Below are 22,778 nucleotides of genomic sequence, written 5' to 3'. Positions count from 1 at the left end.
TCACGGACACGGCGAGTCCGAGCGCGAGCGAGACCACCCCGACGACGGCGATGCCGACGCCCGAACCGACCTGGAACAGCAACAACAGGGCCAGGTCCGTGAGGACGACGGTGACCGAACCGTAGACGAGCTGTGCGGCAGTGGGACGCGGCATGGCTGATTCCGTCCTCGGGACGTCGGATGGGCTTGCTCTCGACACGGTCGCGCTGTCGAACGACTCTATGACGGGGAATGCCCGTGAGGAACGGCCGGTAAGCGTAACCTAACCCACAGTGCCGGTGCACAGGGGGCGCACGGAGTCACCCCGGGCGCCCGGGGGCGGGGCTGACGCGCCGGCAGGTCACGGAACGGGAGCGACATTTCGTCCGGATACCGGAATGGTGCTCCTGCATAGTGCACTTGCTCTGTCCAAGTCAAGGTCTGTCTTTTCTTCCGTAACTCCGGTCGAATGTCGTCACTTGTGACGCGTTTCCGCGCGCGGCCTCTCCACACCTCCGGGCCGCCGTCGCGGACGCCGGGGAGGACTGCATCACGTGATCATTAAGAGACGGGCGCTTCGGACCGGAGCGATTGTCGTGGCCATGGCCGCGACCGCCGCGACCGCATCCGCCTTCGCCACCGCTCAGGCTGATGACCAGGCGTCAGGCACCGCCAAGATCGACCGCCGGGATCCGGCGTCGGCCAGGGGTGGCGAGCACAACCTGGAGGGCCCGTTCAGCAAGCAGCAGGCCGCTCAGCGTCAGGCTGCCCTGGAACAGGTCATATCCGGCGACAAGAAGGTTTCGTCGCGCGGGGGCTCCAAGGTCGTCAAGCTCGACGACAAGAAGTACGTCGAGCTGGGCCGTGAGAAGACCGACAAGATCTTCACCGTCCTGGTGGAGTTCGGCAGCCAGGTCGACGACACGACCATGTACGACCCGGACGGCGACGGCCCCAAGCCGCCCGTCAAGAAGTACGGCGGCACGCCGGGCCCGCTGCACAACCAGATAGCCCAGCCGGACCCGAAGAAGGACAACAGCACCGCCTGGCAGGCCGACTACAACCAGGCCCACTTCCAGGAGCTGTACTTCGGCGAGGGTGCCGGTACCAACTCGCTCAAGACGTACTACGAGAAGACGTCGTCCGGCCGCTACTCGGTCGAGGGCGAGGTCTCCGACTGGGTCAAGGTCCCGTACAACGAGGCCCGGTACGGCTCGAACTACTGCGGCCAGAGCAACTGCGCCAACTCCTGGGACATGGTCCGGGACGGCGTCAACGCCTGGGTCGCGGACCAGAAGGCGAAGGGCCGCACGCTCGACCAGATCAAGGCGGACCTGGCGCAGTACGACCAGTGGGACCGCTACGACCACGACAACGACGGCAACTTCAACGAGCCCGACGGCTACATCGATCACTTCCAGATCGTGCACGCGGGCGAGGACGAGTCGGCCGGCGGCGGTGCCCAGGGCTCCGACGCGATCTGGGCGCACCGCTGGTACGCGTACGGCACCAACGCCGGCGCCACCGGCCCGGCCGAGAACAAGGCGGGCGGCACCGAGATCGGTGACACCGGCATCTGGGTCGGCGACTACACCGCGCAGCCCGAGAACGGCGGACTGGGCGTCTTCGCCCACGAGTACGCCCACGACCTCGGTCTCCCGGACCTCTACGACACGACCAACACCGCCGAGAACTCGGTCGGCTTCTGGTCGCTGATGTCGGCGGGCTCCTGGCTCGGCACCGGCAAGGGCAGCATCGGGGACATGCCCGGTGACATGACGTCCTGGGACAAGCTCCAGCTGGGCTGGCTGAACTTCGCCGAGGCCAAGGCCGCCACGAAGTCCACCCACAAGCTGGGCGTCTCCGAGTACAACACCAACGACAAGCAGGCGCTCGTCGTCACGCTGCCCGAGAAGCCCGTCACCACCGCCGTCACGGCCCCCGCCGAGGGTGCTTCGCAGTGGTGGAGCGACATGGGCGACAACCTCAACAACACGCTGTCCCGCCCGGTCGACCTCACCGGCAAGACCAAGGCGTCCCTGGACCTCCAGGGCTGGTGGGACATCGAGAAGGACTACGACTACCTCTACACCGAGGTGTCCACCAACGGCGGCACCAGCTGGACCGCGATCGACGGCACCGCCGACGGCAAGGCGATCCCGCGCGACGCCAGCGACAAGCCGGCCCTGACCGACGTCTCGGGCGCGTACAAGAAGCTGTCGTACTCGCTGGACGCCTACGCGGGCCAGAAGATCGACATCCGCTTCCGCTACGCCACCGACGGCGGCGCGGGCGGCAAGGGCTTCACCGCCGACACCATCTCGGTGACGGCGGACGGCGCCGAGCTGTTCTCGGACAACGCCGAGGCCGGTGACAACGGCTGGACCAGCAAGGGCTTCTCGCGGGTCGGCTCGTCGTTCACCAAGAACTACCCGCAGTACTACATCGCGGAGAACCGTCAGTACGTCAGCTACGACAAGACGCTGCAGACGGGCCCGTACAACTTCGGCTTCTCCCAGACCCGTCCGGACTGGGTCGAGCACTACCCGTACCAGAACGGCCTGCTCGTCTGGCTGTGGGACACCTCCCAGAAGGACAACAACGTCTCGCAGCACCCCGGCCAGGGCCTGATCCTGCCGGTGGACGCGCACGCGAAGCCGCTGAAGTGGGCGAACGGCTCGGTCATGCGCAACAAGATCCAGCCCTTCGACGCCCCGTTCAGCTGGTACCCGACGGACGGCTTCACGCTGCACCAGGCCGACCAGGCCGTGAAGATCAAGCCGCAGCTCGGCGTCCCGGCGTTCGACGACCGCACGGGCACCTACTGGTACAAGGAGAACCCGACCGGCAGCGTCAAGGTTCCTGACACCAACACCCGCATCACGATCGTCAGCGAGCCGCTCAGCGGCGAGACGATGACCGTCCGGGTGGGCCCCTCGAAGAAGTAGTACCGCATCACCGCAGGTCACAGCATGATCGGCCGTCGCCCTCTAGCGGGCGGCGGCCGATCGTGTTTAGGTGCCTCTGTTCACTTTCTTATTGACACGATGTCTCACGGGGGAGCGCGTACGTATGGCAGGCGGAGGATTCAGCAAGTTGCCCAACGGCAGCGTGGTCGTCGCGATCACCCTGCCGCGACCCGACCGGGGCCCCGGGCCCGGCGCCCCGGTCCGGGTGCTGGTGCACGCCGCCAACCGGCCCCGCGCCCTGACCCGGCTGCGCAACCTGGGCCTGCGCGCCGTCTACCTGCGCGGCAACGCCGAGCCGCCCACCCCGGACGAGATCACCGCCGTGCTGCACCACCCGGACGGGCTCCTGTGGCGCGCCCGGCCCGGGTGCGCCGAGGAGCTGTGGCACCCGATCCGCAGCCTGCTGGAGCCCGTACCGGCCGCACAGGGCTGAGCCCGGTCCCCGCAGGGGCCGGGGCGCCCGTACGGCCGCTCAGACGACCGGCTCGCCCGTCAGCGTCACGCCCGCCTCGCGCAGCTCCGCCAGCGCCCGGTCCGTCGTCGCCGGGGCGACCCCCGCCGTCAGGCCGAGCAGCACCTGCGTGGCGAAGCCCTCGCGGACGGCGTCCAGCGCGGTCGCCCGCACGCAGTGGTCGGTTGCGATGCCGACCACGTCGACCTCGCCGACGTTCCGCTCGCGCAGCCACGCGGCGAGCCCGGTGCCGTTCTCGTCCAGGCCCTCGAAGCCGCTGTACGCCGCCGCGTGGGCCCCCTTGTCGAACACCGTGTCGATCGCCCCCGAGGCGACCGCCGGCGCGAAGTTGGGGTGGAAGCCCACGCCCTCCGTACCGGCCACGCAGTGGGGCGGCCAGGAGTGCTCGAAGTCCGGCGTGGCCGAGAAGTGGTCGCCCGGATCGATGTGGTGGTCCCGGGTGGCCACCACGTACCGGTAGGCGGGCCGGCTCTCGCCGATCAGGTCCGTGATGGCGGCGGCGACATCGGCACCCCCCGCCACGGCGAGGCTCCCGCCCTCGCAGAAGTCGTTCTGGACGTCCACGACGATCAAGGCGCGGTGCATGGGAATGGTCCTTCGGGGTGGGGAGAGGAGCGGAGCGGTTCGGGGATGGTGCCGAGACTAGAGAGTCCAGCGGGGCGAGGGGGAAATCAAGCCCTTCCGGGGTCCGGGCGGGGCGGGCGGCGCGCCGGGCGCGCCGCGTCAGACGTACTCGGTGGGGATGACCGCCTCGCCGCGCGACAGCTGCGTCGCGGACAGCGGCAGCCCCTCACGCGCCGCGATGTGCCGCTCCCGCGCCGCGTCCAGCGGCTCGCGGGCGACCACCTCGCCGCCCCGGACCAGCTCCACCAGCAGCTGCCGGCCGGCCAGCTCCGCCGGGACCGGTCCGGTGCCGACGACCTCCGCCTCGGCGATCCCGTGCTCGTCCAGCCGGCGCGCCGCCCACTTGCGGCCGCCCTTGGACGACTTCGCGCCCATCGACTTCTTCGCGACCGGGCGCAGCTCGTCGGCCGGGTCCGCCGACTCCGCGCGGGCGACGAGCTTGTAGACCATCGAGCAGGTGGGGTGCCCGCTGCCGGTGACGAGCTGGGTGCCCACCCCGTACGCGTCCACCGGGGCGGCGGCCAGCGAGGCGATGGCGTACTCGTCCAGGTCCGAGGTGACCACGATCTTCGTCCCGGTGGCGCCCAGCTCGTCGAGCTGCTGGCGCACCCGGTGGGCGACGAGCAGCAGGTCGCCGGAGTCGATCCGTACCGCGCCCAGCTCGGGCCCGGCGATCTCCACCGCCGTGCGGACGGCCTCCGTCACGTCGTACGTGTCCACCAGCAGCGTCGTCCCGCGCCCGAGCGAGTCCACCTGGGCGGTGAAGGCGTCGCGCTCCGAGTCGTGCAGCAGGGTGAAGGCGTGGGCGCTCGTCCCGACCGTCGGGATGTTGTAGCGGAAGCCCGCGGCCAGGTCCGATGTGGTGTCGAAGCCGCCGATGTACGCGGCGCGCGCCGAGGCGACCGCCGACAGCTCGTGGGTGCGGCGCGCGCCCATCTCGATCAGGCCGCGCCCGCCCGCCGCCGCCGACATCCGGGAGGCCGCGGCGGCGATCGCCGAGTCGTGGTTGAGGATCGACAGGATCACCGTCTCCAGCAGCACGCACTCGGCGAAGGAGCCCTCGACGCGCAGGATCGGCGAGCCCGGGAAGTACACCTCGCCCTCCGGGTAGCCCCAGATGTCGCCGCTGAACCGGTAGTCCGCCAGATAGTCCAGGGTCGGCCCGTCCACGACCGCCCGGTCGCGCAGGAAGCCGAGCATCTCGTCGTCGAAGTGGAAGTTCTCCACCGCGTCCAGGACCCGTCCGGTGCCGGCGACGACGCCGTACCGCCTGCCCTCGGGCAGCCGGCGGGTGAAGGCTTCGAAGACGGAGTGCCGCCCGGCCGTGCCGCCCTTCAGCGCGGCCTGCACCATCGTGAGCTCGTACTGGTCGGTGAAGAGCGCGGTCGACGGCACACCGACCCGTCGCCCAAGGTCCGGAGAGTTCATGCCGGGGATGCTACCCCTATTTCGTCAAAGTGACGAGATGGGGTCCGGGAGGCGGCGCGGCGAGGGGGCCGTTTGTGCGATGCGCCACGACGAGTGGCAGCATGGGACAGGTGAGCGTCGCCCCTACAGAGATCGAACGTCCCGAATCGGCCGGGGAACAGTTCGTGGTCCCCGAGCCCGACGTCCCCTGGGTGACGTTGGTCCACAACGACCCGGTCAACCTCATGAGCTACGTGACCTACGTGTTCCAGGCGTACTTCGGCTACTCCAAGGACAAGGCGCACAAGCTGATGCTGGACGTCCACCAGAAGGGCCGCGCCGTCGTCTCCAGCGGCAGCCGCGAGGAGATGGAACGCGACGTCCAGGCCATGCACGGCTACGGGCTGTGGGCCACCCTCACCCAGGACCGCACCTGACCGCTCGGCCGCCCGCTCCCCTCCCGCTCCCCTCCCGCACCGCCCGCCCGACCATCATCGGAGAGAACCCATGGCCGGCCACTTCGAGGCCACCCCCGGCGGCGGCGCGGCCGTCGCGCTCGACGAGGTGGAGATCGCGATCCTGCGCTCCCTCGCCGTCCAGCTCCTGGAACTCATCGGCCCGGGCGACGAGCCGGCCGAGGGCGAGGACCCGCTCGCCGCCCTGTTCACCGAGGGCCCCAGCGAACCGCCCGCCGACCCGGCCCTGGCCCGCCTCTTCCCCGAGGCCTACGGCGACGAGGACGACGAACTGCGCGCCGCCTCCGCCGAGTTCCGCCGCTTCACCGAGAACGACCTGCGCACCCGCAAGCGCGAGGACGCCCTCGCCGTCGTCCGCACCCTGGACGCGCTGACACCGGCCGGCGAGGGCGCCGTGCTCACCCTCGACGCCGACGAGTGCCGCCACTGGCTGGGCTCGCTCAACGACCTCCGGCTCACCATCGGCACCCGCCTGGAGGTCACCGACGAGGACGACGGCGAGGAGGGCTCGCTCTACCGGCTCCCCGACAGCGACCCCCGCAAGCCCATGGTCATGGCCTACCTCTGGCTCGGCGCCCTCCAGGAGACCCTGGTCGAGACGATGATGCCGTGACGCCCGGCGAGGGCCTCCGCGTCACCTGAACGGCCGCCCTCGGCTGCCCCCGCCCGCCCGGTCCGCGTCTACTGGTGATCCGGCCGGAGAAGGGCGCAGCCAATGACATCGGCGCAGATCGACGACCAGGGGCGGGGCGGCCCGCACCCCGCCGCCGCGGACACCACGACCTCCGCCGAGGGCTACCGCAGGGCACTCGGCGCCCGCCAGATCCAGATGATCGCGATCGGCGGCGCCATCGGCACCGGGCTCTTCCTCGGCGCCGGCAAGGCCATCGCCAAGGCCGGCCCCAGCCTCGTGCTGGCCTATGCCGTGGCCGGGCTGGTCATCTTCTTCATCATGCGGGCGCTGGGCGAACTCCTCATGTACCGCCCGGTCTCGGGCTCCTTCTCGGAGTACGCCCGCGAGTTCGTCGGCCCCTTCGCGGGCTTCGTCACCGGCTGGACGTACTGGCTGTTCTGGGTCGTCACCGGCATCACCGAAGTCACCGCCGCCGCCCAGTACATGACCTACTGGTTCGCCGTCCCGCCCTGGGTGTCCGCCCTCGGCTTCACGATCGTCCTCTACGGCGTGAACCTCATCTCCGTGAAGCTCTTCGGCGAGCTGGAGTTCTGGTTCTCGATGGTCAAGGTCACCGCCATCGTCGGCATGATCCTCATCTGCGCCGGCATCCTGACCCTCGGCTTCTCCGACGCCGGGGACACCGCGAGCGTCACCCACCTCTGGTCCGAGGGCGGCTTCTTCCCGCACGGGATCAAGGGCACCCTGATGACGCTCCAGATCGTGATGTTCGCCTTCCTCGCCGTCGAGCTCGTCGGCGTCACCGCGGGCGAGTCCAAGGACCCCGCCACCGTGCTGCCCCGGGCCATCAACACCGTGCCCTGGCGCATCGCCGTCTTCTACGTCGGCGCCCTGGTCATGATCCTCTCGGTGGTCCCGTGGACCGCGTTCTCCCCGGGCGTCTCGCCCTTCGTCGAGGCGTTCCGGAAGATGGGCCTCGGCATCGGCGCCGGCATCGTCAACTTCGTCGTCCTGACCGCCGCGCTCTCCTCCTGCAACTCCGGCATGTACTCCACCGGCCGGATGCTGCGCGACCTCGCGCTCAACGGCCAGGGCCCGAAACTCTTCACCCGGCTCACCCGCGGCGGCACCCCGCTCGTCGGCACCACGTTCTCCGCCGTCCTCATGCTCGCCGGCGTCTGGATCAACTACCGCTGGCCCGGCGACGCCTTCACCTACGTCGTCTCCTTCGCCACGATCTCCGGCATGTGGGCCTGGATCATGATCCTGGTCAGCCAGCTCCGCTACCGCCGCCTGGCCGCGCGCGGACTGCTCCCGCAGTCCTCCTTCCGCGCCCCCGGCGCCCCGTACACCAGCGTCTTCGCGCTCGTGTTCATCGCCGCGGTCGTCGTCATGATGGGCATCGACGAGGACACCAGGATCTCGCTGTACTGCGCCCCGCTGTGGGCCCTGATCCTCGGCGTCGCGTACCTGGTGCTGCGCTCCCGCGACCCGGAGCGCCGGGCCGCCGAAGCGCCCGCCAAGCGCTGAGGCGTACGCCCCCACCAGCGGCGTTTCACGATGCGGGCCGCCCCGTACCACGCCTCGGTACACCGGGGCCGGTCGGCCTATCCTGGGCGCCATGCTGACCATCACCCAGACGCTGTACGACCGGATCGTGGCGCACGCCCGCGCCGATCACCCCGACGAGGCGTGCGGCGTCGTCGCCGGCCCCGCGGGCAGCGGCCGCCCCGAGCGCTTCATCCCGATGCTCAACGCCGCGCGCTCGCCCACCTTCTACGAGTTCGACTCCGCCGACCTGCTCAAGCTCTACCGCGAGATGGACGACCGCGACGAGGAGCCCGTGATCGTCTACCACTCGCACACGGCGACCGAGGCGTACCCCTCGCGCACCGACGTCACGTACGCCAACGAGCCCGGCGCCCACTACGTCCTGGTCTCCACGGCGGACACCGACGACGCGGGCCCCTTCCAGTTCCGCTCGTACCGGATCGTGGACGGCGAGATCACCGAGGAGGAGGTCCGGGTCGTCGAGGCGTACCCGGCGGCCTGACCCCGTCGAGGGGCGGACGGACCCCCTGTGACCAGGGCTGTCCGCCCCTCGAACGCTCATCATCCACCAGGTGAGATCACACTCCGAATCCCCGACCGGGAATCGATACGATGACCGCATGGTTGCCCATGACGTGAGTGACAAGACGCCGGGCTCGCTGCTCGTGGCGCGCCTGCACGTCGACCTGTGCCGCCTCTCCAGCGCGATCTGTACGACCCCACGGTCCGCCGGCCACCGGGCCTGAGCCGGACCGTGCCGGGCGCCGCCGTACGGCCCGGCGCCACGCACCACGCACCACGCACCGACCCCCGCGCGGGGGCAGAGCCGCACGCCATACGCCCACCGCCACCACACAGCTTCGACAGGAGCCCACGCCATGGCCATCGAGGTCCGCATCCCGACCATCCTCCGCACCTACACCGACGGCGCCAAGGCCGTCGAGGGCAAGGGGGACACCCTCGCCGACCTCCTCACGGACCTGGAGAGCCGCCACACCGGCATCCGGGAGCGGATCGTGGACGGCGACGAGCTCCGCCGCTTCGTCAACGTCTACCTGAACGACGAGGACGTCCGCTTCCTGGACGGCATCTCCACCGCGCTCAGCGACGGCGACAGCATCACCATCCTCCCGGCCGTCGCCGGCGGCATGAACTGATGCGCTTCGACAGCCCCCTCGCCGCGGTGGGCAACACCCCTCTGGTGCGCCTGCCGCGGCTGTCGCCGTCCGAGGACGTCCGGATCTGGGCCAAGCTGGAGGACCGCAACCCCACCGGCTCGATCAAGGACCGCCCCGCGCTCCACATGGTCGAGCAGGCCGAGAAGGACGGCCGGCTCACCCCCGGCTGCACGATCCTCGAACCCACCAGCGGCAACACCGGCATCTCGCTCGCCATGGCGGCCAAGCTCAAGGGCTACCGCATCGTGTGCGTCATGCCGGAGAACACCTCCCAGGAACGGCGCGACCTGCTCGCCATGTGGGGCGCCGAGATCATCTCCTCGCCGGCCGCGGGCGGCTCCAACACCGCGGTCCGCGTCGCCAAGGAGCTGTCGGCCGAGCACCCGGACTGGGTGATGCTGTACCAGTACGGGAACCCGGACAACGCGGGCGCCCACTACGCGACGACCGGCCCGGAGATCCTCGCCGACCTCCCGTCGATCACCCACTTCGTCGCCGGCCTCGGCACCACGGGCACGCTGATGGGCGTCGGCCGCTACCTCCGCGAGCACGTCGAGGGCATCAGCATCGTGGCCGCCGAACCCCGCTACGACGACCTCGTGTACGGGCTGCGCAACCTCGACGAGGGCTTCGTGCCCGAGCTGTACGACGCCTCGGTCCTCACCACCCGCTTCTCCGTCGGCTCCGCCGACGCCGTCACCCGCACCCGCGAACTCCTCCAGCAGGAGGGCATCTTCGCCGGGGTCTCCACCGGGGCGGCGCTGCACGCCGCGATCGGGGTCGGCCGCAAGGCGGTCAAGGCCGGCCAGGCCGCGGACATCGTCTTCGTCGTCGCCGACGGCGGCTGGAAGTACCTGTCGACGGGCGTCTACACCGCGCCCACCACGGAAGCCGCGATCGAAACCCTGCAGGGACAGCTCTGGGCGTAGCCCGCACCGCAGGCACGCCCGACGCCGGGGCCCGGACCACCACGGTCCGGGCCCCGGCGTCGTCGTTTCCCGGGCACGGGCCCCGGCCCCGCCACCCGAACCGGTGACAGCACAGGTGAGTTCCCCCACAACGACCCGCCCCGGAGGAGCGACCCGCACTTTCGCGCCTTACGCTCGACGAACCGCACCGCGAGAACCGCACGAACCCTCCCCGTTCCCACGTCTCGGAGGTTCACGCTCCATGAAGCTCACCGTCGTCGGCTGCTCCGGCTCGTTCCCCTCCGCGGGTTCGGCATGCTCGAGCTACCTCGTAGAGGCCGACGGCTTCCGGCTGCTCCTCGACATGGGCAACGGTGCCCTCGGCGAGCTGCAGCGCCATGTGGGTCTCTACGACCTCGACGCCATCTTCCTCAGCCACCTGCACGCCGACCACTGCATCGACATGTGCGCCTACTTCGTCGTCCGGTACTACCCGCACGGCGGCGAGCGCCCCGCCCGTATCCCGGTCTACGGCCCCGAGGGCACGGAGCGGCGGCTCACCACGGCACACGCGGACACCCCGTCCGACCACGCGATGAGCGAGGTCTTCGACTTCCGGACGCTCAAGCCCGGCTGGTTCGACATCGGCCCGTTCACCGTCCGCACGGAGAAGCTCCGCCACCCCGTCGACACCTTCGGCATCCGCATCGAGCACGGCGGCTCCTCGCTCACGTACTCCGGGGACACCGGCACCTGCGAGGCCCTGGACGAGCTGGCCGAGGGCACGGACCTCCTCCTGTGCGAGGCGTCGTTCGTGCACGGCAAGGAGGACATCCCGGACCTCCACCTCAACGGCCGGGAGGCGGGCGAGCTGGCGGAGCGGGCGGGCGTCGGGCGCCTGGTGCTGACGCACATCCCGCCGTGGACCGACGCCGGCCAGAACCTCACCGACGCCCGCGCGGTCTTCGCCGGCCGCACGGAACTCGCGGCGCCGGGCGCGGTGTACGAACTCTGAGCGGTGCGCCCGTACGCACGGGTGCGCGCGGGTACGACGAAGCCCTCACCTTCCGCCGGGAAGGTGAGGGCTCCTGTCTGTGGGGACCGGCCTACTTGGTCAGGTCCTCGACCTCTTCCTCGGGCTCGCGGCCCGGGGTGGTGAGGTTGAACTTCGTGATCGCGAAGCGGAAGACCACGTAGTAGATCACTGCGAAGACGAGACCGATCGGGATGATCAGCCACGGCTTGGTGGCCAGGTTCCAGTTCAGCGCGTAGTCGATGAAGCCGGCCGAGAAGGTGAACCCGGCGTGGACGCCCAGGGCCCAGGTGACGGCCATCGAGATGGCGGTGAGCACCGCGTGGATCGCGTACAGCAGCGGCGCGATGAACATGAACGAGAACTCGATCGGCTCGGTCACACCGGTGACGAACGAGGTCAGGGCCAGCGAGACCATCATGCCCATGACGGCCTTGCGGCGCTCGGGGCGGGCGGAGTGCGCGATGGCGAGCGCGGCGGCCGGGAGACCGAACATCATGATCGGGAAGAAGCCCGACATGAACTGGCCGGCGGTCGGGTCGTGAGCGAAGAAGCGGTTCAGGTCACCGTGCACGACCTCGCCGGCGGCGTTGGTGAAGTCACCCAGCTGGAACCACGAGACGGTGTTGACGAACTGGTGCATGCCGACGGGGATCAGCGCGCGGTTGATCAGACCGAAGAGGCCGGCGCCGAAGGAGCCGAGACCGGTCATCCACTCGCCGAAGTTGGATATGCCGTCACCGATCGGTTCCCAGACCAGGCCGAAGAAGACGCCGAAGGCGACTCCGACGAAGGCCATGATGATCGGGACCAGGCGGCGGCCGTTGAAGAATCCGAGCCAGTCCACCAGCTTGGTGCGGTGGAACTTCTGCCACAGGATCGCCGCGACCAGACCCATCAGGATGCCGCCGAGGACACCCGGATTGTTGTACGTGGCTGCCGTGTCCTCGCCCTTCTGGATCACCGCTTCGGTGACCGGGAAGGCCTTGAGCACGTTGCTGTACACCAGGAAGCCGACCAGCGCCGCGAGGGCGGTCGAGCCGTCCGACTTCTTGGCGAAGCCGATGGCGACGCCGATGCAGAAGAGCAACGGCAGGTTGTCGAAGACCGCGCCGCCTGCCGTGGCGAACACGGAGGCGACCTTGTGCCAGCCCAGACCGTCGTCACCGAAGACGTCGGGCTGGCCGAGACGGAGCAGAATGCCTGCTGCCGGCAGCACCGCGATCGGCAGCTGCAGGCTGCGACCCACCTTCTGCAGGCCCTGGAACAGGCCGGAGCCCCGCTTCTTCGCGGGGGCCGCCGTAGCGGTGGCCGTACTCATCAACTTCCTCCAGTAAGCAAGGCGCCGCCGGGGACAGGGGGATTTGGGTGGGCGACGACTCGAGAAACGCGGCGCGCGAGGCGTCGCGTGGTCTGGACCACTGAGTGGTGTAGACCAGTTGTAGCACGGTGAGGGATAGATAAGGAACCTGCAATTTCCGACTACTTCGCAGCAGCTGGCGCATACGCACCGTGACATGCGGGAAACCCCCGGACCGAAGGGTCCGGGGGTCTGCGCCGACAAGGTCAGTGACCTTGCATAATGCCGCTATTTGGTGAGGTTGCGCTCGATCTCCTCCTCCAGTTCCTCGGGCTCGCGGCCCGGTGTCTGGAGATTGAACTTGGTGATCGCGAACCGGAAGATGACGTAATACACGACGGCGAACGCCAGCCCGATGGGGATGATCAGCCACGGTTTCGTCGCCAGGCTCCAGTTGATGACGTAGTCGATCAGGCCGGCCGAGAAGCTGAAGCCGTCCTTGACCCCCAGGGCCCAGGTCACCGCCATCGACACACCGGTGAGCACCGCGTGGATCACGTAGAGGATCGGCGCGACGAAGAGGAACGAGTACTCGATCGGCTCGGTGATGCCCGTGACGAACGAGGTCAGGCCGACCGAGATCATCATGCCCGCCACCGCCTTGCGCCGGTGCGGCTTGGCGCAGTGGTAGATGGCGAGGGCCGCCGCCGGCAGGGCGAACATCATGATCGGGAAGAAGCCCGACGTGAACTGGCCGGCCGTGGGGTCGCCCGCCAGGAAGCGGTTGATGTCACCGTGGACCATCGTGCCGTCCGGCTTCTCGAAGTCACCGAACTGGAACCAGACGAAGGTGTTCAGGAACTGGTGCATGCCGATGACCAGCAGCGCGCGGTTGGCGACGCCGAAGATGCCGGAGCCCAGCCAGTTCAGGTCCACCAGCCACTTCGAGAAGCTCGTCAGGCCGTCGCCGATCGGCTGCCACACCCAGGCGCACAGCGCCGCGAAGAGCAGGCCGACGAAGGCCATGATGATCGGGACGAGCCGGCGGCCGTTGAAGAAGCCGAGCCAGTCCACCAGCTTGACCCGGTGGAACCGCTGCCAGAACCAGGCCGCCATCAGGCCCATCACGATGCCGCCGAAGACGCCCGGGTTCTGGTACGCGGCCGGGGTCACGGTCGCGTCCCCGGCGACGCAGCTGCCGAACCAGATGCCGCCCGACACGAACGTCTGGCCCTTGTCGCAGTCCACCGGGAACGCGTGCAGCACCGCGTAGTAGACGAGGAATCCCGCCACGGCGGCGAGCGCGGTCGAACCGTCCGCCTTCCGGGCCATGCCGATCGCCACACCCACGCAGAACAGCAGCGGCAGGCCGATGCCGGAGTCCAGCAGGGCGCCGCCCGCCGCCGCGAACACCTTGGCGACGTTGTTCCAGCCCAGCCCGTCGTCCCCGAACACGTCCGGCTGGCCCAGCCGGTTGAGGATGCCTGCCGCGGGCAGCACGGCGATCGGCAGTTGGAGGCTGCGGCCCATCTTCTGGAGGCCCTGGAACAGTCCGTTCCACCACCTCTTCTGCGGGACGGCTTCGCTGCTCGAGCTCATCGGCGTCCTCCCGGAACACGGCGTATTTGGCGGTCGTTGCAGACTGGTGTAGACCAGTTGGGGTACGGTGCGGAGCCTGCCCGTCGGGCAGGGTGCCGGTGATCGTCATCATTGGCGATGACCGGGGGACTCGCCCGTGAAGTTGGGCCAACCGTGCGTTACCGTGACGAAACGGACCCAGGGTGGGCCGTCGCACGTACGTGAAGAACCAGGGAGAAGGCCATGGCCAGCAAGGCTGAGAAGATCGTCGCCGGGCTCGGCGGAATCGAGAACATCGAGGAGGTCGAAGGCTGCATCACGCGCCTGCGCACCGAGGTCGTCGACCCGAGCAAGGTCGACGAGGCCGCGCTCAAGGCCGCCGGCGCCCACGGCGTCGTCAAGATGGGCACCGCGATCCAGGTCGTCATCGGCACGGACGCCGACCCGATCGCCGCCGACATCGAAGACATGATGTAACACCCCTGAACGCCCGTCGGCGCCCCACCTGCCGATACCCGAAGGCCCCGGACCCGCCAAGGGACCGGGGCCTTCGGCGCACCCGCCCGCCCCCACCCGGGGCGGAAACCGCCGCCCCCGCCACCCGATAGGCTCGGCCGCATGTCTCGTATCGACGGCCGTACCCCCGAGCAGCTCCGCCCCGTCACCATCGAACGCGGATGGAGCAAGCACGCCGAAGGTTCCGTCCTCGTCTCCTTCGGGGACACCAAGGTGTTCTGCACCGCCTCCGTCACCGAAGGCGTGCCGCGCTGGCGCAAGGGCAGCGGCGAGGGCTGGGTCACCGCCGAGTACTCCATGCTGCCCCGGTCCACCAACACCCGCGGCGACCGCGAATCCGTACGCGGCAAGATCGGCGGCCGGACGCACGAGATCAGCCGGCTCATCGGCCGCTCCCTGCGCGCCGTCATCGACTACAAGGCACTCGGCGAGAACACCATCGTCCTCGACTGCGACGTCCTCCAGGCCGACGGCGGCACCCGCACCGCCGCCATCACCGGCGCCTACGTCGCCCTCGCCGACGCGGTCGCCTGGGCCCAGGGCAAGAAGCTGATCAAGCACGGCCGCAAGCCGCTGACCGGCACCGTCGCCGCCGTCAGCGTCGGCATCGTGGACGGCACCCCGCTCCTCGACCTCTGCTACGAGGAGGACGTCCGGGCCGAGACCGACATGAACGTCGTCTGCACCGGCGACGGCCGCTTCGTGGAGGTCCAGGGCACCGCCGAGGCCGAACCCTTCGACCGCACCGAGCTGAACGCCCTGCTCGACCTCGCCACCGCCGGCTGCGCCGACCTCGCCCGGCTCCAGAACGAGGCGCTGGCCACCGCCCTCGGCGCCTGAACCGGGCAAAGAGGCAACCAAGAACCCTCCCACGGCGTCGATACGCATACGGGCGCACGGGTCGAACCGGGCGCCCGTCCGCGTATCCGTTCACCGGGGAGGGACCACACCATGGCCGCGCGCCACCGCCACCCACGCATCGCCCTGGCCGTCACGGCCGCGCTCGTCACCGTCACCGCCACCGCGGTCGCCGGCTGCGGCGCCCTCGACAAGACCCTCGACTGCGTCCGCACCGCCGACGCCATCGCCACCAGCGTCGACAACCTCCAGCAGGCGGTGTCCGACGCCTCCAGCGACCCCACCCAGGCGTCCGAAGCCCTCGACGACATCCAGAAGGAACTCGGCGACCTCAGCGACACCACGGACAACGCCGACCTCGGCAAGGCCGTCGACGACCTCCGCGCCGGCGTCACCAACGTCCGCAACGCCATCGACAAGGGCGACGCCACCCCGGACATCACCCCGGTCACCGACGCCGCCGGCGAGATCGCCAAGGTCTGCACCCCCTGATCCCCGGCTGTCCCGGCGGCCCCTGCCCGCCGGGACACCCCCCGCCCGCCTCAGGACGCGGTGAGCCGCTTCCAGAAGCCGTAGTGGTGGCCGGCCGCGAAGTCGGTCCGCCCCACCCGGCCGGACGCCAGCGCCTGCACGTACCCGTCGCCGCACGTGAACCGCCGCCACTGCGGCAGCCCCGCGCCGTTCGGCCGGCCCGTGCTCGCGAAGCGGCTCCAGTAGCCGACCACCGTGTCCGACAGCCCCTCCTGCGCCGCGTCCAGCGGCTCGAACAGGTCGTTCTCGAAGAGGTACGCGAGATCGACCATGTGCCCCGTGCCCAGCGAGAAGCTCGCCGGACGCGGAAAGCCCCGGAAGTACGGCGAGGACGCCTCCGCGAACTCGTACGCGTACACCGGAGTGTGCCGCGCCAGCGCCCGCTGGGTGTCCAGGGCTGCCGTCGACCACTCCGAGTCCGTCAGCACCGCAGACCACGCCGCCCCCGGAGCCTGGTGGTCCCGGACCGGATACTCCGCCAGCACCGCCGGGGCGTCCGCCCCGAACGCCTCGGCCACCTTCTCCGCGTACCCCTCGGCGGTCAGCGGACGCCCCGTCATGACCTCGTCCAGACCGGCCAGGCCGCTCATCTCGTCGCGCGTCGAACCGTGCAGCACCGGCACCCGCGCGAACCGGCCCGCCGCGATCGCCCGCGCCGGCGCCTCCGGGAGCACCTCGCCGTCCACCACCGGCCGGTACCCGTCGTGCCCGGCGGCGGACGCCGCGACCAGATCCTCCGCCGACAGGCCCCGCAGACACGCGTCCACCGCGTCCGCCGCGTCCCCGTCGTCGCACCCGGCCGCCTCGACGACCGCGCGGCCCTGCTCCTCGGCCTCGGCCCGCGTGAACGAACCGTCCGGCCCGGCGCACCCCGCGCTCTGCACGATCGCCTTGTGGAACAGCCCCCGCGCCCCCGGCGACACCAACTGCGCGCACACGCTGTAGCCGCCGCCCGACTGCCCCATGAGCGTCACGTTGGCCGGATCGCCGCCGAAGGCAGCCGCGTTGCGCGCCACCCACCGCAGGGCCGCCTGCTGGTCCAGCAGCCCCAGATCGGCCGGCGCGCGCAGGCCCGGGGCCGACAGGAAGCCGAACGCCCCCAGCCGGTAGTTGACCGTCACCACCACCGCGCCCTGCCGGGCGGCCGCCAGCTTCGCCGCCCCGTAGCTCGCCCCGTCCCCGTACACGAAGCTCCCGCCGTGAATCCACACGATCACCGGCCGCAGGTGCGACGGCGGTCCGGCCGGGGTGGTGACGTTCAGGTACAGGCAGTCCTCGCTGCCGCCACCCGCTATCGAGATGGGCTGGTCGACCGGCTGCACGCAGGCGCTCCGGGGAGCGCGGGCGTCCAGCGCGGCCGACCACGGGCGGACCGGCTGCGGCTTCTTCCACCGGCGCTCACCGGTGGGCGGGGCCGCGTACGGGATGCCCTGGAAGGTGCGGACCGGGCCGGCGACCGTGCCCCGCACGGGGCCCTCCGCCGTCATGACCCGGGCGCCCGGGCCGTCGCCGCCGGTGGTCCGCGCGGCGGCGGGGGCGGTGGTGAGCGGGGTGAGGGCGAGGGCCGCGGCGACGGAGGCGGCGACGGCGGTGGCGATACGGGACGTGCGGGGCGTGCTGGAGGACATCCGGGGCTCCCTGGGTGGGCGTGACCGTTCGACGGCGCTGACGCTAACCGTGATTTGGGCGATCGCGCAAGGCGATTGCCCAAGGCGTTCGCATCAGGCGTTCGTCTCACGCGGGCGCCCAGTCCCTTGCTACGATCCGCGCATGGGAACGGGAAACCGCGAGAAGCTGCTGGAAGCCGCGAGGACATGCCTCTTCGAGAAGGGCTACGAGCGCACGACGGTCCGCGACCTCGCCACCACCGCGGGCGTGAGCATGGCGGCCATCGGCTACCACTTCGGCTCCAAGGAGGCCCTGCTCAACCAGGCCCTCTTCGAAGCCCTCGACTCCGGGGGCCAGGTCTTCGGACCCACGGAGGAGGGCGGCGACCTCGGGGCGCTCTGGCAGCGGCTGATCGAGGCGTTCTCGGCCAACCGGACGTTCTGGCTCGCCAACCTGGAGACGGTCCTGCGCGCCCAGCGCGACCCGGAGCTGCGCGAGCAGGTGGCGGCGGGGCTGCGGCAGGGGCGCAGCGGCATGGCGCGGGAGGTCACCGGCACCCCCGAGGACGAGCTGACCGAGGAGACCGTGCGCGGCCTGGGCTCGGTCCAGCTCGCGCTCCTCAGCGGCCTGATGATGCAGCACATCACCGACCCGGAGGCCGCGCCCACCGCCGACGAGGTGCTGGCCGGCATCCGCGCCCTGGCCGCCCGGCTGCCGGACGAGGCGTGAGACCCGGCCCGGCGATACTGGTCGCATGACCCGTCTCATCCTCGCCACCCGCAACGCCGGGAAGATCACCGAACTCCACGCGATCCTCGCCGCCGCCGGCCTCACACACGAACTGGTCGGCGCCGACGCGTATCCGGAGGTCCCCGACGTCAAGGAGACCGGCGTCACCTTCGCCGAGAACGCCCTGCTCAAGGCCCACGCCCTCGCGCAGGCCACCGGCCACCCGGCCATCGCGGACGACTCCGGCCTCTGCGTGGACGTCCTCGGCGGCGCCCCCGGCATCTTCTCGGCCCGCTGGTCCGGCACCCACGGCGACGACCGCGCCAACCTGGACCTGCTCCTGGCCCAGCTCGCGGACATCGACGCCCCCCACCGCGCCGCCCACTTCGCCTGCGCGGCCGCGCTCGCCCTCCCGGACGGCACGGAACGCGTGGTCGAGGGCCGCCTCACCGGCACCCTCCGCCACACCCCGTCCGGCACCCACGGCTTCGGCTACGACCCGATCCTCCAGCCGGACGGCGAGACCCGCACCTGCGCGGAGCTGACCCCGGACGAGAAGAACGCGATCAGCCACCGCGGCAAGGCCTTCCGCGCCCTGGTCCCGGTGGTACGCGAACTGGTGGGGTGACGGGCCCGAACACACGGACGGCCTGGACTTCGAACCTTCGAAGTCCAGGCCGTTTCTGTGCGGCGGAAGGGATTCGAACCCTCAAGCCGTTTCACGGGCCACAGATCCTAAGTCTGCTGTGTCGCCATTGCACCACCGCCGCCAGCAGTCAGACATGCTACCGGGGCGGGCGCCCTCACCCCAGCGGCCGGGTCAGAACTTGGGGTCCGGGGTTTGGGAGGCGACCAGTTCTTCTGCTTCTTCCGGGGTTTCCACCGAGGGCGGGGAGCCCGCCAGGGGTTTGTTGGCGGTTTCCTTCATGCAGGCGACCGCGATGACGCCGATCAGGGCCGCCGCCATCGAGTAGTACGCCGGCATCAGGTTGGAGCCCGAGACGCTGATCAGGGCCGTGATCACCAGCGGGGTCGTGCCGCCGAAGATCGACGCGGAGAGGTTGTAGCCGACCGAGAGGGAGCCGTAGCGGACGTTCGTGGGGAACAGGGCCGGGAGCGCCGCGGACATCGTGCCGAGCATGCAGACCAGGGAGAGGCCCAGCATCAGCATGCCGATGATGATGGCCGGGATGCTGCCCTGGCGGATCAGCAGGAACGACGGCAGCGAGAAGATCAGGAAGCCCAGCATGCCCGTCATCAGCAGCGGCTTGCGGCCGAAGCGGTCCGAGAGCGTGCCGACCTTGTTGATGACCAGCATCAGGAAGACCATCACGCCGAGCAGGATCAGCAGGCCGTGCGTCTCGCTGTAGCCCAGCTCGTCCGAGAGGTACGTCGGCATGTACGACAGCAGCATGTAGTCGGTGATGTTGTACGCGCCGACCAGGCAGATGCAGAGGATGAGCGTCGGCCAGTAGTCCCGGAAGATCTTGGCGAGGTCGCCCTTGGCCGTCGTCTCGACGCTGTCCGCCGCCTCCGTGGCGTGCGCCGTGCCGCCCTCCAGCTTCTGGAAGGCCGGGGTCTCGTCCAGCCGCAGTCGCAGGTACAGGCCGACGAGGCCCAGCGGGCCCGCGACGAGGAACGGGATGCGCCAGCCCCAGGAGTTCATCTGGGCGTCGTCCAGGACCGCGTACAGCAGCGTCACCAGGCCGGCCGCGCCCACGTAGCCGGCGAGGGTGCCGAACTCCAGGAAGCTGCCGAAGAAGCCGCGCCGCTTGTCGGGGGCGTACTCCGCGATGAACGTGGAGGCGCCGCCGTACTCGCCGCCCGTCGAGAAGCCCTGGAGCATGCGGAAGAAGATCAGCAGGACCGCGGCCCACACGCCGATGGTCTGGTGCGAGGGGATGAGGCCGATGGCGAAGGTGCCCGTCGCCATCAGGATCATCGTCAGGGCGAGGACCTTCTTGCGGCCGATCTTGTCGCCCATCGGCCCGAAGAACATGCCGCCGAGCGGGCGGACCAGGAAGGCGACCGCGAAGGTGGCGAAGGAGGACAGGAGCTGGGTGGTGTCGTTCCCGGAGGGGAAGAACACGTGCCCGATGGTTCCGGCGAGGTAGGAGTAGATGCCGAAGTCGAACCACTCCATCGCGTTGCCGAGCGAGGCCGCTTTGACCGCGCGCTTCACCGACTGGTCGTCCGTGACGGTGATGTCCGTGCGCCGCAGCTTCGGGTTCTGCCTCTTGCGGATGGCGCGGAACAGCGCGGGATGGCGTTTGACCGCTTCCGGGTCGGCCACCTGCTGGGGGTCGGAGGCCGCCATGGCCGGTTCCTTTCCTCGGCGACTGTTTCAGGAAAGGCTTCTGCGCGGACATGGCGGTCGCAAACCGGTTCGGCGAGGGAATGCGATGTCCATCACATGATTTCGGCCATATGGCTCAACGGACGGTTCGTTCCGGCCGGGCCGGGAAGGGGCACCGCATTCCCCGGGAATCCCGCCGGCCTCAGATCTTGAGGTCCTTGATGATCTTCGCGACATGGCCGGTGGCCTTGACGTTGTAGAAGGCGTGGGCGACCTTGCCGTCCTCGTCCACCACGACGGTGGAGCGGATGACGCCCGTCACCGTTTTGCCGTAGAGCTTCTTCTCGCCGTACGCGCCGTACGCCTCAAGGGTCTCCTTGGCGGGATCGCCCACCAGTGTGACCTTGAGGTTCTCCTTCTCGCGGAACTTCGCCAGCTTCTCCGGCTTGTCCGGGGAGACCCCGATGACGTCGTAACCGGCCTCGGCGAGCAGGTCGAGGTTGTCCGTGAAGTCGCACGCCTGCTTGGTGCAGCCGGGGGTAAGAGCGGCGGGGTAGAAGTAGACGATGACCTTGCGGCCCTTGTGGTCCGCGAGCGAGACGTCGTTGCCGTCGGCGTCGGGGAGGGTGAAGGCGGGGGCGGTGTCGCCGGGCTGGAGGCGCTCGCTCATGGTTCTCCTCGTTGGTACGTGGGGTCTACGGGACCGAGCGTAATGGGGGTGCCGCCGGGTGCGGACGCGGTGGAACTGACAGACTGTCGATGAAGGTTTACCGGACGAGGACCACGGAGGCGGCGCGGTGTCGGATGCCAGGACCCCTGCGCAGATCGAGGCGGACATCATCAGCAGGCGCGAGCGGCTTGCGGTGGTACTCGATGAGATCGGGGTGCGGGTGCACCCGAAGACGATCATCGGTGACGCGAAGGCGAAGGTGGCCGGAACCGTGGACCGGACGGCCGGCCGCGCGTACGTGGCGGTGAACCGCGCGGTCTCGGACGTGCGGGCCCAGTTCGTCACCGAGACCGGCAGCCCCCGGCTGGAGCGCGTGATTCCGGCCGCGCTGCTCGCGGTGGGCGTGGTCGGCCTGGTCGTGGTCTCCCGCCGCGGCAAGCGCTGACCCGGTGCCGCCGGCCGCTCCCGCCGGGCGCGGGTGCGAACCGCCGCCCCCTCGCGCGGGCGCGGGCCGCCGCCCGGTAGGTTGCGGGGCGTGAGCGAGAACACCGACGACAAGCTGCCCATCCGGATGCTGCACGACCGAGTGCTGGTCCGGTCCGAGTCGCCCGAGGGCGAGCGGCGTTCCGGGGGCGGCATTCTGATTCCCGCGACGGCCGCGGTCGGCCGTCGGCTGGCGTGGGCCGTGGTGGTGGCGGTCGGGCAGAACGTGCGCACGGTCGAGCCTGGGGACCGGGTGCTGTTCGACCCGGAGGACCGGGCGGAGGTCGAGGTGCGGGGCGTGGCGTACGTGCTGATGCGCGAGCGCGACCTGCACGCGGTGGCCGCCGACCGGTTCGAGGGCTCGGAGGACTCGACCGGCCTGTATCTGTGAGTGCCCTCCTGGAGTGAGGGAGTGAAGGGCCCGGTGACCACCGTCACCGGGCCCTTCGGCCGTCCTTTGCTACGGTGGGGACACCCCGACGAGACGCGCCGTACCGGGTTGGCAAAGACGACGCACCCGTGAAGTTCGCGTGTTCTCTCTCGTCGGAGGTTCTGTCATGGCGTGGGTGCTGCTGGTCGTCGCCGGTCTGCTGGAAGTGGCCTGGTCGATCGGGATGAAGTACACCGAGGGGTTCACCCGGCTGTGGCCGAGTGTGTTCACCGGTCTGGGCATCGTGGCGAGCATGATGCTGCTGTCGCACGCGGCCCGGACGCTGCCGATCGGCACGGCGTACGGGGTGTGGGTCGGCATCGGCGCCGCGGGTGCGGCGATCCTGGGCATGGTCGTGCTGCACGAGCCGGTGACGGCGGCCCGGATCTTCTTCGTCTGCCTGCTGCTGGTGGCCGTCGTGGGGCTGAAGGCCACCTCGGGTCACTGACGCCGGCTCCCGGTTCAGGGCCGGGCGGGCCGCGCGACGGGCGCCCGGGTGCCGCGGGGCCCTTCGAGGGTGCCGCCGTCCCCGCCGCCGTCGCCGCCTC

Annotated in this window: 25 protein-coding genes, 1 tRNA gene and 1 riboswitch; of the genes, 18 read left to right on the top strand and 8 right to left on the bottom strand. The window is 70.2% G+C overall.

Going from position 1 to position 22,778, the window contains the following annotated elements:
* Nucleotides 1–533 precede the first annotated feature (533 nt).
* A complete protein-coding gene (locus MHW47_RS15480) occupies nucleotides 534–2,927 on the top strand; it encodes an immune inhibitor A domain-containing protein (RefSeq protein WP_239223747.1) in 2,394 nt (797 codons plus the stop codon).
* Between the two features lie 124 nt (nucleotides 2,928–3,051).
* Nucleotides 3,052–3,381, top strand: a complete 330-nt coding sequence (locus MHW47_RS15475) for a hypothetical protein (protein WP_239223745.1) — start codon at nucleotides 3,052–3,054, stop codon at nucleotides 3,379–3,381.
* A 39-nt stretch (nucleotides 3,382–3,420) separates the two neighbouring features.
* On the opposite strand, the gene MHW47_RS15470 is transcribed toward MHW47_RS15475, so the two are convergent.
* Together MHW47_RS15470 and MHW47_RS15465 are read right to left on the bottom strand one after the other, a co-directional pair.
* A complete protein-coding gene (locus tag MHW47_RS15470) occupies nucleotides 3,421–4,005 on the bottom strand; it encodes an isochorismatase family protein (RefSeq protein ID WP_239223743.1) in 585 nt (194 codons plus the stop codon).
* 138 nt (nucleotides 4,006–4,143) lie between these two features.
* Nucleotides 4,144–5,472, bottom strand: a complete 1,329-nt coding sequence (locus MHW47_RS15465) for a nicotinate phosphoribosyltransferase (protein ID WP_239223741.1) — start codon at nucleotides 5,470–5,472, stop codon at nucleotides 4,144–4,146.
* Nucleotides 5,473–5,573: 101 nt separating this feature from the next.
* On the opposite strand from MHW47_RS15465, the gene clpS reads away from it, so the two are divergent.
* From clpS to MHW47_RS15430, 8 genes are all read left to right on the top strand, one after another.
* Nucleotides 5,574–5,888: an ATP-dependent Clp protease adapter ClpS gene (gene clpS / locus MHW47_RS15460; protein ID WP_239223740.1), complete on the top strand. Its 315-nt coding sequence runs from the start codon at nucleotides 5,574–5,576 to the stop codon at nucleotides 5,886–5,888.
* Nucleotides 5,889–5,958: 70 nt separating this feature from the next.
* Nucleotides 5,959–6,540, top strand: coding sequence for a DUF2017 domain-containing protein (locus tag MHW47_RS15455; protein ID WP_239223738.1), 582 nt, complete (start codon nucleotides 5,959–5,961; stop codon nucleotides 6,538–6,540).
* Between the two features lie 102 nt (nucleotides 6,541–6,642).
* Nucleotides 6,643–8,091, top strand: coding sequence for an amino acid permease (locus tag MHW47_RS15450; RefSeq protein ID WP_239223736.1), 1,449 nt, complete (start codon nucleotides 6,643–6,645; stop codon nucleotides 8,089–8,091).
* Between the two features lie 91 nt (nucleotides 8,092–8,182).
* Nucleotides 8,183–8,614, top strand: a complete 432-nt coding sequence (locus MHW47_RS15445) for a Mov34/MPN/PAD-1 family protein (RefSeq protein WP_239223734.1) — start codon at nucleotides 8,183–8,185, stop codon at nucleotides 8,612–8,614.
* 118 nt (nucleotides 8,615–8,732) lie between these two features.
* Complete coding sequence (locus tag MHW47_RS35935) at nucleotides 8,733–8,858, top strand: putative leader peptide (protein WP_308381608.1); 126 nt, start codon at nucleotides 8,733–8,735, stop codon at nucleotides 8,856–8,858.
* A gap of 132 nt (nucleotides 8,859–8,990) precedes the next feature.
* The gene (locus MHW47_RS15440; RefSeq protein ID WP_239223732.1) at nucleotides 8,991–9,269 is read left to right on the top strand and encodes a MoaD/ThiS family protein; all 279 of its coding nucleotides are present in this window, start codon (nucleotides 8,991–8,993) and stop codon (nucleotides 9,267–9,269) included.
* On the top strand, nucleotides 9,269–10,219 hold the full coding sequence (locus tag MHW47_RS15435) for a PLP-dependent cysteine synthase family protein (protein ID WP_239223730.1): 951 nt from the start codon (nucleotides 9,269–9,271) through the stop codon (nucleotides 10,217–10,219). The genes MHW47_RS15440 and MHW47_RS15435 overlap by 1 nt, the downstream gene beginning before the upstream one ends.
* 241 nt (nucleotides 10,220–10,460) lie before the next feature.
* A complete protein-coding gene (locus MHW47_RS15430; RefSeq protein WP_239223728.1) occupies nucleotides 10,461–11,213 on the top strand; it encodes an MBL fold metallo-hydrolase in 753 nt (250 codons plus the stop codon).
* A 91-nt stretch (nucleotides 11,214–11,304) separates the two neighbouring features.
* Here MHW47_RS15430 and MHW47_RS15425 read toward each other — a convergent pair whose 3' ends face one another.
* Entirely contained in the window at nucleotides 11,305–12,552 is a 1,248-nt protein-coding gene (locus MHW47_RS15425) for a PTS transporter subunit EIIC (RefSeq protein WP_239223727.1), read from the bottom strand.
* Nucleotides 12,553–12,819: 267 nt separating this feature from the next.
* Nucleotides 12,820–14,130 (bottom strand): PTS transporter subunit EIIC, encoded by a 1,311-nt coding sequence (locus MHW47_RS15420; RefSeq protein WP_239223725.1) that lies wholly within the window; start codon nucleotides 14,128–14,130, stop codon nucleotides 12,820–12,822.
* 222 nt (nucleotides 14,131–14,352) lie between these two features.
* Here MHW47_RS15420 and MHW47_RS15415 point away from each other — a divergent pair, with 222 nt between their 5' ends.
* From MHW47_RS15415 to MHW47_RS15405, 3 genes are all read left to right on the top strand, one after another.
* A complete protein-coding gene (locus MHW47_RS15415; protein ID WP_018105617.1) occupies nucleotides 14,353–14,586 on the top strand; it encodes a glucose PTS transporter subunit EIIB in 234 nt (77 codons plus the stop codon).
* A gap of 141 nt (nucleotides 14,587–14,727) precedes the next feature.
* The gene (gene rph / locus MHW47_RS15410; RefSeq protein ID WP_239223723.1) at nucleotides 14,728–15,465 is read left to right on the top strand and encodes a ribonuclease PH; all 738 of its coding nucleotides are present in this window, start codon (nucleotides 14,728–14,730) and stop codon (nucleotides 15,463–15,465) included.
* Nucleotides 15,466–15,576: 111 nt separating this feature from the next.
* Nucleotides 15,577–15,975 (top strand): hypothetical protein, encoded by a 399-nt coding sequence (locus MHW47_RS15405; protein ID WP_239223721.1) that lies wholly within the window; start codon nucleotides 15,577–15,579, stop codon nucleotides 15,973–15,975.
* A 50-nt stretch (nucleotides 15,976–16,025) separates the two neighbouring features.
* On the opposite strand, the gene MHW47_RS15400 is transcribed toward MHW47_RS15405, so the two are convergent.
* Nucleotides 16,026–17,642, bottom strand: coding sequence for a carboxylesterase/lipase family protein (locus MHW47_RS15400; RefSeq protein WP_239223719.1), 1,617 nt, complete (start codon nucleotides 17,640–17,642; stop codon nucleotides 16,026–16,028).
* Nucleotides 17,643–17,784: 142 nt separating this feature from the next.
* On the opposite strand from MHW47_RS15400, the gene MHW47_RS15395 reads away from it, so the two are divergent.
* Nucleotides 17,785–18,351, top strand: a complete 567-nt coding sequence (locus MHW47_RS15395) for a TetR/AcrR family transcriptional regulator (protein WP_239223717.1) — start codon at nucleotides 17,785–17,787, stop codon at nucleotides 18,349–18,351.
* Nucleotides 18,352–18,376: 25 nt separating this feature from the next.
* Nucleotides 18,377–18,979, top strand: coding sequence for an RdgB/HAM1 family non-canonical purine NTP pyrophosphatase (gene rdgB / locus MHW47_RS15390; protein ID WP_239223715.1), 603 nt, complete (start codon nucleotides 18,377–18,379; stop codon nucleotides 18,977–18,979).
* Nucleotides 18,980–19,037: 58 nt separating this feature from the next.
* Here rdgB and MHW47_RS15385 read toward each other — a convergent pair.
* The 3 genes from MHW47_RS15385 to bcp form a co-directional block, all read right to left on the bottom strand.
* A tRNA-Leu gene (locus MHW47_RS15385) sits at nucleotides 19,038–19,121 on the bottom strand.
* A gap of 50 nt (nucleotides 19,122–19,171) precedes the next feature.
* Nucleotides 19,172–20,668, bottom strand: a complete 1,497-nt coding sequence (gene proP, locus MHW47_RS15380; RefSeq protein WP_239223713.1) for a glycine betaine/L-proline transporter ProP — start codon at nucleotides 20,666–20,668, stop codon at nucleotides 19,172–19,174.
* A 181-nt stretch (nucleotides 20,669–20,849) separates the two neighbouring features.
* Nucleotides 20,850–21,317, bottom strand: a complete 468-nt coding sequence (gene bcp, locus MHW47_RS15375; protein ID WP_239223712.1) for a thioredoxin-dependent thiol peroxidase — start codon at nucleotides 21,315–21,317, stop codon at nucleotides 20,850–20,852.
* Between the two features lie 127 nt (nucleotides 21,318–21,444).
* Between bcp and MHW47_RS15370 the strand changes: the two genes are divergently transcribed.
* The 3 genes from MHW47_RS15370 to MHW47_RS15360 all read left to right on the top strand — a co-directional run bounded on the left by MHW47_RS15370 (nucleotide 21,445) and on the right by MHW47_RS15360 (nucleotide 22,678).
* The gene (locus MHW47_RS15370; RefSeq protein ID WP_239223711.1) at nucleotides 21,445–21,762 is read left to right on the top strand and encodes a DUF3618 domain-containing protein; all 318 of its coding nucleotides are present in this window, start codon (nucleotides 21,445–21,447) and stop codon (nucleotides 21,760–21,762) included.
* 90 nt (nucleotides 21,763–21,852) lie between these two features.
* The gene (locus MHW47_RS15365; RefSeq protein WP_018105628.1) at nucleotides 21,853–22,191 is read left to right on the top strand and encodes a co-chaperone GroES; all 339 of its coding nucleotides are present in this window, start codon (nucleotides 21,853–21,855) and stop codon (nucleotides 22,189–22,191) included.
* A gap of 56 nt (nucleotides 22,192–22,247) precedes the next feature.
* Nucleotides 22,248–22,318: riboswitch (guanidine-III (ykkC-III) riboswitch) on the top strand.
* A 39-nt stretch (nucleotides 22,319–22,357) separates the two neighbouring features.
* Nucleotides 22,358–22,678, top strand: a complete 321-nt coding sequence (locus MHW47_RS15360; RefSeq protein WP_239223710.1) for a multidrug efflux SMR transporter — start codon at nucleotides 22,358–22,360, stop codon at nucleotides 22,676–22,678.
* Nucleotides 22,679–22,778 lie beyond the last annotated feature (100 nt).

Source organism: Streptomyces sp. OfavH-34-F (assembly GCF_022347745.1).
In the GTDB taxonomy this organism is placed as follows: Bacteria; Actinomycetota; Actinomycetes; order Streptomycetales; family Streptomycetaceae; genus Streptomyces.
Note: the sequence above shows the minus strand (reverse complement) of the source record. Positions and strands in the feature narration are given on the sequence as shown.